The organism is Samsonia erythrinae (assembly GCF_004342665.1).
Lineage (GTDB): Bacteria > Pseudomonadota > Gammaproteobacteria > Enterobacterales > Enterobacteriaceae > Samsonia > Samsonia erythrinae.
Genome location: NZ_SMBY01000002.1, coordinates 198,529 through 211,331, shown reverse-complemented (window position 1 = coordinate 211,331; position 12,803 = coordinate 198,529). Strand labels below are relative to the sequence as shown.

Below are 12,803 nucleotides of genomic sequence, written 5' to 3'. Positions count from 1 at the left end.
TTTTAGAGGGATATGTTTGGTCGACGCCGCATCCCTTTTTATCGCGTGAGCGCCAGCAGAGGATTTACCCCATGTCGAATAGTCTGACCTATCGTGATCTCCCGAATGAGATTAACTGTTGGCCGGGACTGCCGTTATCACTGAGCGGCGATGAAGTCATGCCGCTTGACTACCGCGCTGGCGATACCGGCTGGCTGATTTACAGCGATGTGCTCGATAAGAACCTGATTTCCCGCTATCAGCGTAAACTGGGGAGCGCCATGGTGATTGTCAGCGCCTGGAACGTGGGAGAATATCAGGTTGTGCGTCTGGCCGGCACACTGACGCCGCGCGCCACCAAGCTGGCTCATGAGCTGAATATCGATGTCGCCGCGATGCGCAATGCGCCGACGCTGCGCGCACCGGGCCTGCTGGTCATGGACATGGACTCCACCGCGATTCAGATCGAGTGTATCGATGAGATCGCCAAACTGGCAGGCACCGGCGAACAGGTCGCTGAATTGACCGAACGCGCGATGCGCGGCGAACTGGATTTCTCCGCCAGCCTGCGCCAACGTGTCGGCACCTTAAAAGGTGCCGATGCGGCTATTTTACAAACGGTGCTCAAAACGCTGCCGCTGATGCCGGGCCTGCGTAATATGGTCAGTCAGCTTCAAGAGGCGGGTTGGCACGTGGCGATCGCGTCTGGCGGCTTTACCTACTTTGCCGATTATTTGCGTGATGAACTCGGTCTGGTCGCCGCGGTCGCCAACGAGTTAGGCATGAAAGACGGTAAGTTAACGGGTGAAGTCATCGGCCCGATTATCGATGCAAAATATAAGGCCACCACGTTACAACGGCTGGCGGAAAAGCTGGCGATCCCGATGCACCAAACCGTTGCCATCGGCGACGGCGCCAACGATTTGCCGATGATCAAAACGGCCAGCTTAGGCATTGCCTATCACGCCAAGCCCAAAGTTAATGAGCAATCCGCGGTCAGTATTCGCCATGCCGACCTGACCGGCGTGATGTGCATCCTCAGCGGCAGTATGTGACACGAAGAGCGTTAATCAGTGGAGGTGAGACGTGGCAAAAGCCGTCAAACGAGCGTTTGTCTGTAATGAATGCGGAGCCGATTATCCGCGCTGGCAAGGGCAATGCAGCGCTTGCCATGCCTGGAATACCATTACCGAAGTTCGTCTGGCGTCGGGAGCCGCTTCGCGTTCCGAGCGTCTCACCGGCTACGCGGGGGAGAGCGCGGGCATCAGTAAGGTGCAAAAACTCTCGGAGATCAGTTTGGAGGCGCTACCTCGCTTTTCCACCGGTTTTCAGGAATTTGATCGCGTTCTCGGCGGCGGTGTCGTACCGGGCAGCGCAATCCTGATCGGCGGGAACCCCGGCGCAGGTAAGAGCACCCTGCTGTTGCAAACGCTCTGCAAGCTATCGGAAACGATGAAAACCCTGTACGTCACCGGGGAAGAATCACTACAGCAGGTGGCGATGCGGGCGCATCGGCTCAACCTGCCGACGCACAATCTCAACATGCTGTCTGAAACCAGCATCGAACAAATTTGCCTGATTGCCGAACAGGAACAGCCGAAGCTGATGGTGATCGACTCCATTCAGGTCATGCATCTCGCCGACATTCAATCCTCCCCCGGCAGCGTGGCGCAGGTGCGTGAAACCGCCGCCTATCTGACGCGCTTCGCCAAAACCCGCGGCGTGGCCATCGTCATGGTCGGGCACGTCACCAAAGACGGTTCACTGGCGGGGCCGAAAGTGCTGGAACACTGCATCGACTGCTCCGTCCTGCTCGACGGTGACGCCGACTCACGTTTTCGCACGCTGCGCAGCCATAAGAATCGCTTTGGCGCGGTCAATGAACTGGGCGTGTTCGCCATGACGGAACAGGGGCTGCGCGAAGTCAGCAACCCATCGGCTATCTTCCTCAGCCGCGGTGACGAAATAACCTCCGGTAGCTCGGTCATGGTGGTGTGGGAAGGCACTCGTCCGCTGCTGGTGGAGATCCAGGCCCTGGTGGATCAGTCTATGATGGCAAACCCGCGGCGCGTGGCGGTCGGGCTGGAGCAAAACCGGTTGGCTATCCTGCTGGCGGTGCTGCACCGTCACGGCGGCTTGCAGATGTCGGATCAGGATGTGTTCGTCAATGTCGTCGGCGGCGTCAAAGTCACCGAAACCAGCGCCGATCTGGCGCTGCTGCTGTCGCTGGTTTCCAGCTTCCGCGATCGTCCGCTGCCGCAGGATCTGGTCATCTTCGGCGAGGTCGGTCTGGCTGGCGAAATTCGTCCGGTTCCCAGCGGACAAGAGCGGATCGCCGAGGCCGCCAAGCACGGTTTCAAACGCGCCATCGTGCCGCATGCCAATATGCCGAAAAAAGCACCGGCCAATATGCAGGTGTTCGGCGTGAAAAAGCTGGCCGATGCGCTGGCGATCCTCGACGATCTGTAACCGGACGCGGCAATATTCATCTTGCCTCCCTCCGACGATCCAACGGAGGGGAAAAAAGCGGCTATTGCGCGATCTTGTGGTATTTTGTTTAGCAAACTAAACAAGAGTACTGCGCCATGTCATCATTTGATTACCTGAAATCCGCCATCCGGCAGAAGGGGTGTACCCTACAGCAGGTCGCCGATGCGACCGATATGACCAAGGGCTATCTCAGTCAATTACTTAATGACAAGATAAAAAGCCCTGGCGCGCAGAAACTGGAAGCGCTGCATCGTTTTCTCGAACTGGAATTCCCGCGCCATGAAAAGAGTATCGGCGTTGTTTTCGGCAAGTTCTATCCGCTACACACCGGACACATTTATCTGATCCAGCGCGCATGCAGTCAGGTTGACGAACTGCATGTGATTTTAGGTTATGACGAGCCTCGCGACCGACTGCTGTTTGAGAACAGTTCAATGTCACAGCAGCCCACCGTCAGCGACCGCCTGCGCTGGCTACTGCAAACCTTTAAGTATCAGAAAAATATTCATATCCACGCCTTTAACGAACAAGGCATGGAACCTTATCCACATGGCTGGGACGTGTGGAGCAAAGGCATTAACGCGTTCATGCAGGAAAAAAACATTACGCCTAATTTCGTTTACACCAGCGAAGAGCAGGATGCCCCGCAGTACCGCGCGCATCTTGGCATTGAGTCCGTATTAATCGACCCGCAGCGATCCTTTATGAACATCAGCGGTTCGCAAATCCGTCACGACCCCTTCCGCTACTGGGACTATATCCCGACCGAGGTGAAACCGTTTTTTGTGCGTACCGTCGCCATTCTTGGCGGTGAGTCCAGCGGTAAATCCACGCTGGTGAACAAACTGGCGAATATCTTTAACACTACCAGCGCCTGGGAATATGGTCGTGATTACGTGTTCTCCCATCTCGGCGGCGACGAGATGGCGCTACAATATTCCGACTACGACAAGATCGCGCTAGGTCAGGCGCAATATATTGATTTTGCAGTTAAATATGCCAACAAAGTGGCCTTTATCGACACCGATTTCGTTACGACGCAGGCGTTTTGCAAGAAATACGAAGGCCGTGAACACCCGTTCGTTCAGGCGCTCATCGACGAATACCGTTTCGATCTGGTGATTTTGCTGGAAAATAACACACCGTGGGTGGCTGATGGATTACGAAGTTTAGGCAGCACCACCGATCGCACCGAATTCCAGAACCTGCTGAAAACGATGCTGGAGAAAAATAACATCCAGTACGTTTACATCAAGGAATCAGACTACGATTCACGTTTTCTGCGCTGCGTAGCGTTGGTACAACAGATGTTGGGTCACGACGGACGGTCGCCGGGACAGTTAAAAAACGCGTGATTCCACCGCCAATGACGCGCAGGGGTAATAATTTCCGGCAGCGGGATATCCCAGCTTTCAACTGGCAACGCGTCAACCTGCTGACAATCGTGGGCCAGGCCGATCGGATACGGCCCATCAGAAGTCAGGTTGCGATACTGCAACGTGCGGTCGTAAAAACCGCCGCCCATGCCCAGCCGCTGACCCTGCTCGTCAAACGCCACCAGCGGCGTCAGCAAGACGTCCAGTTGTTGCCGTGGCAATACCTGACGCACATCCAGACGCGGTTCCAAAATCTTCAAGCGATTGCGCACCAGCTCGGTATCCGGCGCATAGCGCAGGAACAACAGATGCCCGGCGCGAAACGGGTGCAGTACCGGTAAATAAACGCGCTTCCCCTGTTGCCACAGCCGTTGAATCAGCGGTTGTGTATCAAGCTCGCCATCAAACGACAGAAATACCGCCACGCTCTCCGCCCGGATGATTTTCGGATGGGTAATCACGCGTTCACACGCCTGCTGCGCAAAATGCGACTGTTGTTGCTGCGTGAGTAAACGACGACGCTGACGCACGGCCAGACGGATCTGCTGACGTAATGCGGTCATCGCAGGCGATATTGAAAGATCGGGGGCGTTAGTGGGATTAGAAGGTGACATGGGCTGCACATCGCCACGGCTAAATAAAGAAAGGGAATCTCCGAGATGCCGCCGCAGGCTGTAACCCTTGAACCCTCGGTTCAAGGTGAACATAACGTCGCAGTTTTCAGGCTTCTCGGACGAACCGAGCGTGCTCACCAACCACGGAGCATTATATTCTGTTGGTTTGAAATATCGGCTCAGGGGACTGACCCGCTGACAAACATCTCAGAGAAATTTTGTTCGTTACTCGCGATAAACCTTAACACGTCTTATCGCGTAAAAACACCGGACTTTTGTCAAAATACGACGTTACTCAAACTGCGTGCCCTGGCGTTCGGAAATCCTGCCCTGCTCCAGCAACGCCTGTTCAATGGTCTGCTGCAACATGCGAATACGCTGCTCCATATTCGCCGCGTAATCACGGGTTTTTCCCCGTTCCTGCGCCAGCTCATGGCACACATTTAACGCAGCAATAAACACCAGTTGCTCTGTGTTGGTGACTCTAGTGCGAACTTTAAGATCTTGCAACCGCTGGTTAAGATCTTCCGCAGCCTGATTCAAGGCATCCTGTTGTTCTGGCGGACAATTGACTCTTAACGAACGGCCAAAAATTTGAATATCCACTGGTTGTGCAGACATACCACCTTCCTGCCTTTTATCGTTCCTGCGCCCGCATGCCACATCGCATAAGCGTTGCCCGTAACACCGGGCCAGTTAAAGCGGGCGCCACTATATATACCCGAAATCGAAGATACAAGCCCTTTCTGGTATCGAAAGGGAGCTTGGTGGTAGCATAGCATGAACCAATCCAGCCAACGATGACGAATCCGCATGTCTATAGAGAATACGTTTCCTGCCTATGAAGGTCTTGACCAACTGCTTCACCAACAACAAGTCGCACTGACCGCCGCAGAAATGCACGGTTTGATCAGTGGGATGCTGTGTGGCGGCAACCATGACGACAGTTGGAGGACGCTGGTTTTTGAGCTGACCAATGAAGGCATGGCGTTTACTCAAACGCTGTCGCAACCGCTTCAGAACCTGTATCTGGCCACGCGTGAGGCGCTGGAGGATGATGGCTTTCTGTTCCAGCTTTTCCTGCCTGATGACACACAAGACCAAGTGAGCGTCTTCGATCGCGCGGACGCGCTGGCCGGCTGGGTCAACCACTTCCTGCTTGGGCTGGGTGTCGTTCAGCCGCAGTTAAACAAAGCGAAAGGCGACCTGAAAGAGGCCATTGCCGATTTACGCAACATTGCGCAGCTTGGTTACGACGAAAATGAAGATCAGGAAGAATTGGCGCAATCACTGGAAGAAGTGATTGAGTACGTGCGCGTTTCTGCCATTTTGTGCCATAACGAATTTACCAGCCAGAGCACGGTAACCGCAGCCGAGCAGCAAAAACCGACGCTACATTAATGCCTTGCGGGACGGAAGGAAAAGGCAACCGTCCGGACAATATTCAGGAGTAGTGATGAATCCAAAAGAATTTCTTGTTCGTCGTCAGAGCCTGTTGGAAAAAATGGCGCCGGGCAGCGCGGCAATCTTCTTTTCCGCGCCGGAAGCGCAGCGCAATGCCGACAGTGATTATCCTTATCGCCAGAATAGCGATTTCTGGTATTTCACGGGATTCAATGAACCGGAAGCCGTTCTGCTACTGGTCAAAAGCGATGAAAAACATCATCACAGCGTCATCTTCAACCGCGTGCGCGATCTGACTGCCGAGATCTGGTTTGGCCGCCGTTTGGGACAGGATGCCGCGCCAGCCAGGCTCGGCGTCGACCGCGCCTTGCCGTTCAGCGATATCGGCACGCAGCTGCATTTATTATTGAATGGGCTGGACGTGGTGTACCACGCGCAAGGGCAGTACGATTACGCCGATAAACTGGTTTTTTCCGCGTTGGAAACCTTGCGCAACGGCACGCGTCAGGGGTTTGTTGCTCCCGCCACGCTAACCGACTGGCGCCCGTGGGTGCACGAGATGCGCCTGTTCAAATCGCCGGAAGAAATCAGCATCTTACGTCGCGCCTGCGAAATTACGGCGCTGGCCCATACGCGCGCCATGCAGAAATGCCGCCCCGGCATGTATGAATACCAGCTTGAAGGCGAAATTCACCACGAGTTTACCCGCCACGGCGCGCGGTATCCCTCTTACAACACCATTGTCGGCAGCGGCGACAATGCCTGCATCCTGCACTACACCGAAAATGAGGCGCAAATGCGCGACGGCGATCTGGTGCTGATTGACGCGGGCTGTGAATACAAAAGCTATGCCGGCGATATTACCCGGACTTTTCCCGTCAACGGGAAATTCAGCGCAGCGCAACGTGCGATCTACGACATCGTCCTGCAATCGCAACTTCGGGCGCTGGCGCTGTTCGCCCCGGGTCGCAGCATCCGGGAGGTGAATGAAGAAGTGGTGCGGACGATGGTTAACGGCCTCATCAAGCTCGGCGTCATGAAAGGAGAAGTGGAAGCGCTGATTGCCGGACAGGCGCATCGCCAATTCTTCATGCATGGCCTCAGCCACTGGTTGGGTCTGGATGTACACGATGTGGGCGATTACGGCTCGACCGATCGCGGCCGCCCACTCGAACCGGGCATGGTGTTGACTGTCGAACCGGGCCTTTATATCGCACCCGACGCCAACGTGCCGCAGCCGTACCGGGGGATCGGCGTGCGCATTGAGGACAACATCCTGATTACCGAAAACGGCAATGAAAACCTGACGGCAGGCGTCGTCAAAGACGCCGATGCCATTGAGGCGCTGATGGCGCAACGGCATGACAAACAACACTAAGCAGCTTTATCAACAGGACTAAAACATGGCGGTCATGATTGTCGGTGGCGGGATGGCGGGCGCAACGCTGGCGCTGGCAATATCCCGGCTTTCGCAAGGTACGATACCCGTCGAGCTGGTTGAAGCCTATTCCCCGTTCGACAGAGAACATCCGGGCTTTGACGCCCGCGCGATCGCGCTGTCGGACGGCACATGCCAGCAACTGGCGACGCTGGGCATCTGGCAAGCGCTATCCAGCGGTGCAACCGCGATAACCGACATTCACGTCAGCGAACGCGGGCATGCCAGCGTGGTAAATCTGAACGCGTCCGATTATCGTGTACAGGCGCTGGGGTACGTGGTTGAACTGCACGACATTGGGCAGCGCCTGTTTTCCCTGCTACAACACGCTCCCGGCGTGCGCCTGCACTGCCCTGCCAAAGTGGTTGCCGTGACGCGAACAGCGGAGCATGCGACGCTCATGCTGGACAACGGCACGGCGCTCACCGGGCAACTGATGGTTGCCGCTGACGGCTCGCACTCCATGCTGTCGCAAACCTGCGGGATTCAGTGGCAACAGCATGATTATCATCAGATCGCCGTCATCGCCAATGTGACCACCGCCGAACCGCATCGGGGGCGGGCTTTCGAGCGTTTTACGCCGCATGGCCCACTGGCGCTATTGCCGATGAGCAATGGCCGCAGTTCGCTGGTGTGGTGCCATGATAAGCAAAGCCAAAGTGAGATCGATGGCTGGGACGAAAGCGCGTTTCGCCAACAGCTGCAACGGGCCTTTGGCTGGCGGCTCGGGCGGTTTACCCACATCGGCGAACGTCACCGCTATCCGCTGCGCCTGTTGACGGCCAGCCAGCATATTAGCCACCGGCTGGCGCTGGTAGGCAACGCGGCACAAACGCTGCACCCGATTGCCGGACAAGGCTTCAATCTTGGCATTCGTGATGTAATGTCGCTGGCGGAAACGGTCGTCGATGCGGCAAAAAATCAGCAGGATATCGGTCAGTACCGCGTGCTCAGCCGCTATCAGCAACGCCGCGCGCCCGACCAGAACGCGACGATCGCGATCACTGACGGGTTGGTCAGCCTGTTTGCCAATCGCTACACCGCGCTGGCCGTTGGTCGCAATCTCGGCCTGATCGCCATGAATCACCTGCCCCTGATGCGCGACGCCTTTGCCCGTCGTACGCTCGGCTGGGTGGAACGTTAATTAAGCTCGCCAACAGGAAGAGATGGAAATGCAATCATTCGACGTGGTTATTGCCGGCGGCGGTATGGTCGGTCTGGCGCTGGCCTGTGGTTTACAGGGTAGCGGCCTGCGCATCGCCGTACTGGAAAAACAGGCCCCCGAGCCAACCGGCAAAGATCACGCGCTGCGCGTCTCCGCCATCAACGCCGCCAGCGAGCGCCTGCTGCGCCATATCGGCGTTTGGGAAAACCTTGTGGCCCGGCGCGTCAGCCCTTACAACAATATGCAGGTCTGGGATAAAGACAGCTTCGGTAAAATTTGCTTCAGCGGCGATGAATTTGGCTTTTCCCATCTTGGGCATATTATTGAAAACCCAGTGATTCAACAGACACTGTGGCAACGCGCCTCTCAGTTAAGCGACATCACGCTGCTGTGCCCGACGGCGCTAAAACAGGTCGCCTGGGGAGAAAACGACGCCTTCATCACCTTGCAGGACGACAGCATGCTGACCGCCCGACTGGTGGTCGGTGCGGATGGCGCACGATCGTGGCTACGCCAGCATGCGGATATGCCGCTGACCTTTTGGGATTACGGCCACCATGCGCTGGTCGCAACGATTCGAACCGAATACCCGCACCAGTCCGCCGCGCGTCAGGTATTTCACGGCGATGGTATTCTGGCTTTCCTGCCTCTGGATGAGCCGCGCCTCTGTTCGATTGTCTGGTCGCTTCCGCCGGAACAGGCACAGGCGATGCAAAATTTGCCGGTGGAGGAATTCAACCGCCAGGTCGCCATGGCCTTTGATATGCGTCTCGGGCTTTGCGAACTGGAAAGTGAACGTCAGACCTTCCCGCTAATGGGGCGCTACGCTCGCAGCTTCGCGGCACACCGTCTGGTTCTGGTTGGCGACGCGGCACACACCATTCACCCGCTGGCAGGGCAAGGCGTTAACCTTGGCTTTATGGATGTCGCCGAACTGATTGCGGAGCTGAAGCGCTTACAGGCGCAGGGCAAAGATATCGGCCAACACCGTTATCTGCGACGCTATGAACGCCGCCGCAAACACAGCGCCGCCGTGATGCTCGCCAGTATGCAAGGGTTCCGTGAACTGTTTGACGGCGACAACCCGGCGAAAAAACTGCTGCGCGATGTCGGCCTGGTGCTGGCGGACAAACTGCCCGGCATAAAACCCACGCTGGTGCGTCAGGCAATGGGATTACACGATCTGCCCGACTGGCTTAGCGTTGGGAAAAAATAAAACAGGCATGGAAAGCAAAACTCGCCGCTGACGCGGCGAGTCCGATGTATCAGGCGTCGGGCCCAACTCTGACCACTAATTTACCGAAATTGCGGCCTTGCAGCAGGCCGATAAAGGCCTCAGGCGCATTTTCCAGTCCATCGACAATCTCTTCCCGATACTTGATCTTACCCGCGGCCACCCACGGTGAAACGGCTTGCCAAAACTCATCGAAGCGATGACCATAATCATCAAAAATGATGAAACCCTGCAAACGAATTCGCTTCTTCAGCAGGGTACCCATCAACAACGGTAAGCGATCCGGCCCATCAGGCAACCCCGTCGCATTATAGCTTGAGACCAGTCCGCATAACGGCACGCGCGCCGAGGTATTAAGGAGCGGCAACACTGCGTCAAACACTTTCCCGCCGACGTTTTCAAAATAGATATCAATGCCCTGCGGGCAGGTTTGTTGCAACTGTTCGGCAAAATCATCCGCGTGATGGTCGAGACACACATCAAACCCCAGCGCCTCAACCGCGTAGCGACACTTCTCTGCACCACCGGCAACGCCAATGACCCGGCAACCTTTCAGCTTCCCAAGCTGGCCTACCGTCGCGCCAACCGGCCCCGTCGCGGCAGCGACAACCAGCGTTTCACCAGCTTTAGGCTGGCCGATATCCATCAGCCCCATGTACGCGGTAAACCCCGGCATCCCCAGCACACCCAACGCATAGGAGGGATTGGTTGGCGACTGGCCGAGATTCGTTAACCCTTTCCCATCGGAAAGGGCATAGTCCTGCCAGCCGCTATAGGACAATACCCAGTCTCCCGCCTGATAATCCGGGTTTTCTGACTCAACCACGCGGCTGATGGTCCCTCCCACCATGACCTCATTCAGTTCAACCGGTTTGGCATAAGAAGGGGCGTCGCTCATGCGGCCACGCATATAAGGATCGAGGGAAAGAAACACGGTACGCAGAAGTATTTGTCCGGTTTTTACTTGCGGGATGGCCTGCTGCTCTAAGCGAAAATTAGCTTGCGTAGGCGCGCCGTGCGGGCGTTTAGCCAGAACCACACGACGATTAATGTGAGCGGTTTGCGACATAACATCCTCCGTTGAATAAGGCGTATGGATAAACGACACGCCATTAACAATAGGATCCGATCTTTTCTCTGATTACGCAAACCGCTCAGCGTTTATCACGCCGTCTTGCCTTTTTCATGACGCGACATGCGGTCCAGATGCCCCATAACCAGCGCCGACAGCACAAACGTCAAATGGATAATGACGTACCACATCAGCTTGTTATCCGGGATATTACGGGCATCCATGAAGACACGCAGCAGATGAATCGATGAAATCGCTACGATTGAGGCGGCCACTTTGTTTTTCAGCGAACCGGAGTCCATCTTGCCGAGCCAGTTCAGCTTTTCTCTGCCGCTGGAGATATCCAAAGACGAGACGAAATTCTCGTAGCCAGACAGCATCATCATGACCAGCAATCCCCCCACCAGCGTCATATCGATCAGCGACAGCAGTACCAGCACTAAATCGGCCTCTGCGATCTCAAGGATATTGGGCAGAACGTGGAACACCTCCTGGAAAAACTTGATCGCGAGCGCCAGTATGCCCAGCGACAACCCCAGGTAAACGGGGGCGAGCAGCCAGCGTGACGTATACATCAGATTCTCAATAAAACGTTCCATAACTCACTATATGCAGGTGAAAAAAGAAGGAAATAATAGCGAAAATTTTTGCTACGGTGTTAATCAATTCTTGAACAGGTCGCACCATTGAAGAATCCGCCTGCCCCTCAGGCCATCAGGAATATTACCGCGTTTTGTGATCCTGCCTGCATGAACCTTCAAACCGATGCCGCACTTTTCCTGTGCGTGGCACGCATTTGAAGGTACGTATTTTAGCGCCTTTCTACACTGTTTCTCGCCACCGCGCCGGGCGCGTTGGCAGCATCCCTACACTGAACTCTACATTCAAAGCCAAACACAGGCTTGTTACAAATAAAACAAGGGGTTACGCATGAGCAATCCTATTATTCTCGGTATTTTCTGGCATTTCGTCGGCGCAGCCAGTGCAGCCTGTTTCTATGCGCCGCTTAAACAGGTTAAAAACTGGTCGTGGGAAACCATGTGGTCACTAGGCGGGTTTTTCTCATGGATTATCCTGCCCTGGGGCATCAGTTGGTGGTTGCTCCCTGATTTTTGGCGTTATTACGGTTCGTTCGATATGTCGACCCTGCTGCCCGTCTTTCTTTTCGGCGCCATGTGGGGGATTGGCAATATTAATTATGGTCTGACAATGCGCTATCTTGGCATGTCAATGGGCATCGGTATTGCCATCGGCGTGACGCTGATTATCGGCACGCTGATGACCCCGGTTCTGCAAGGTAAGTTTTCAATTCTGTTTGGTTCCGCCGGCGGAAAAATGACGTTATTAGGCGTGCTGGTGGCCGTCATTGGCGTCGCGATTGTCAGCTATGCCGGTTTACTGAAAGAGCGCGCGCTCGGTATCCGCGCTGAAGAATTCAACCTGAAAAAAGGGCTGATACTGGCCGTCATGTGCGGCATTTTCTCCGCCGGTATGTCATTCGCCATGGATGCCGCCAAGCCAATGCATGCCGCGGCGCAGTCGCTGGGCATCAACGCGCTCTATGTTGCACTCCCCAGCTATGTAGTGATCATGGGGGGCGGCGCCATTATCAATCTGGGTTTCTGTCTCATCCGCTTAGCCGTCTGCAAAGGCATTTCCCTGAAAGCCGATCTGTCACAAGCCAAACCGTTGCTGATCGCCAACGCCCTCTTCGCCATTCTGGGCGGAGTCATGTGGTATTTGCAGTTCTTTTTCTATGCCTGGGGCCATGCCAATATTCCGGCAGACTATACCTATATCAGTTGGATGCTGCACATGAGCTTCTATGTGCTGTGCGGCGGCATCGTCGGATTATTGTTTAAGGAGTGGAAAGCCGTTGGTCAGAAACCTGTGCGCATGCTGGTGTTAGGCTGCGCGGTGATTATTCTGGCGGCGAATATTGTCGGACTGGGCATGGCCGCGTAAACGCCTTATCCTCACGTTCGTAGCCAATGGTTCCGTTACAGAAGCAAAACACCTTGAGATTCGCTC

General features: G+C 55.5%; 12 protein-coding genes and 1 other RNA gene. 8 read left to right on the top strand and 5 right to left on the bottom strand.

Translation table 11 applies throughout. From position 1 onward, the window contains the following. The first annotated feature begins 71 nt into the window (after positions 1–71). From serB to nadR, 3 genes are all read left to right on the top strand, one after another. The gene (gene serB, locus EDC54_RS05360) at positions 72–1,034 is read left to right on the top strand and encodes a phosphoserine phosphatase (RefSeq protein ID WP_132454026.1); all 963 of its coding nucleotides are present in this window, start codon (positions 72–74) and stop codon (positions 1,032–1,034) included. Between the two features lie 31 nt (positions 1,035–1,065). Continuing rightward, positions 1,066–2,448 (top strand): DNA repair protein RadA, encoded by a 1,383-nt coding sequence (radA, locus tag EDC54_RS05355; RefSeq protein WP_132454024.1) that lies wholly within the window; start codon positions 1,066–1,068, stop codon positions 2,446–2,448. 116 nt (positions 2,449–2,564) lie between these two features. Beyond that, positions 2,565–3,824 (top strand): multifunctional transcriptional regulator/nicotinamide-nucleotide adenylyltransferase/ribosylnicotinamide kinase NadR, encoded by a 1,260-nt coding sequence (gene nadR, locus EDC54_RS05350; protein WP_132454022.1) that lies wholly within the window; start codon positions 2,565–2,567, stop codon positions 3,822–3,824. Here the strand turns inward: nadR and EDC54_RS05345 are convergent. The 3 genes from EDC54_RS05345 to zapA form a co-directional block, all read right to left on the bottom strand. After that, complete coding sequence (locus EDC54_RS05345) at positions 3,785–4,459, bottom strand: 5-formyltetrahydrofolate cyclo-ligase (protein ID WP_132454020.1); 675 nt, start codon at positions 4,457–4,459, stop codon at positions 3,785–3,787. The two genes, nadR and EDC54_RS05345, sit on opposite strands and share 40 nt — an antisense overlap. A 33-nt stretch (positions 4,460–4,492) precedes the next feature. Further along, a non-coding RNA gene (gene ssrS, locus EDC54_RS05340) (6S RNA) lies at positions 4,493–4,676 on the bottom strand. Positions 4,677–4,750: 74 nt separating this feature from the next. Next, positions 4,751–5,080 (bottom strand): cell division protein ZapA, encoded by a 330-nt coding sequence (zapA, locus tag EDC54_RS05335; protein ID WP_132454018.1) that lies wholly within the window; start codon positions 5,078–5,080, stop codon positions 4,751–4,753. A gap of 192 nt (positions 5,081–5,272) precedes the next feature. Between zapA and EDC54_RS05330 the strand changes: the two genes are divergently transcribed. The 4 genes from EDC54_RS05330 to ubiI are packed head-to-tail and all read left to right on the top strand — an operon-like array spanning position 5,273 to position 9,682. Beyond that, a complete protein-coding gene (locus EDC54_RS05330; protein ID WP_132454016.1) occupies positions 5,273–5,860 on the top strand; it encodes a YecA/YgfB family protein in 588 nt (195 codons plus the stop codon). Positions 5,861–5,915: 55 nt separating this feature from the next. Beyond that, the gene (gene pepP / locus EDC54_RS05325) at positions 5,916–7,241 is read left to right on the top strand and encodes a Xaa-Pro aminopeptidase (RefSeq protein WP_132454014.1); all 1,326 of its coding nucleotides are present in this window, start codon (positions 5,916–5,918) and stop codon (positions 7,239–7,241) included. A 25-nt stretch (positions 7,242–7,266) separates the two neighbouring features. Then, a complete protein-coding gene (ubiH, locus tag EDC54_RS05320; RefSeq protein WP_132454012.1) occupies positions 7,267–8,445 on the top strand; it encodes a 2-octaprenyl-6-methoxyphenyl hydroxylase in 1,179 nt (392 codons plus the stop codon). A gap of 28 nt (positions 8,446–8,473) precedes the next feature. Next, positions 8,474–9,682 carry an FAD-dependent 2-octaprenylphenol hydroxylase gene (ubiI, locus tag EDC54_RS05315; protein WP_132454010.1) on the top strand — a complete coding sequence of 403 codons (1,209 nt, stop codon included), beginning with the start codon at positions 8,474–8,476 and terminating at the stop codon, positions 9,680–9,682. 49 nt (positions 9,683–9,731) lie between these two features. On the opposite strand, the gene EDC54_RS05310 is transcribed toward ubiI, so the two are convergent. Together EDC54_RS05310 and EDC54_RS05305 are read right to left on the bottom strand one after the other, a co-directional pair. Then, a complete protein-coding gene (locus EDC54_RS05310) occupies positions 9,732–10,769 on the bottom strand; it encodes an NADP-dependent oxidoreductase (protein WP_132454008.1) in 1,038 nt (345 codons plus the stop codon). Between the two features lie 95 nt (positions 10,770–10,864). After that, positions 10,865–11,371, bottom strand: coding sequence for a TIGR00645 family protein (locus EDC54_RS05305; protein WP_132454006.1), 507 nt, complete (start codon positions 11,369–11,371; stop codon positions 10,865–10,867). Positions 11,372–11,702: 331 nt separating this feature from the next. On the opposite strand from EDC54_RS05305, the gene rhaT reads away from it, so the two are divergent. Beyond that, a complete protein-coding gene (gene rhaT, locus EDC54_RS05300) occupies positions 11,703–12,737 on the top strand; it encodes an L-rhamnose/proton symporter RhaT (RefSeq protein ID WP_132454004.1) in 1,035 nt (344 codons plus the stop codon). Positions 12,738–12,803: the final 66 nt, after the last annotated feature.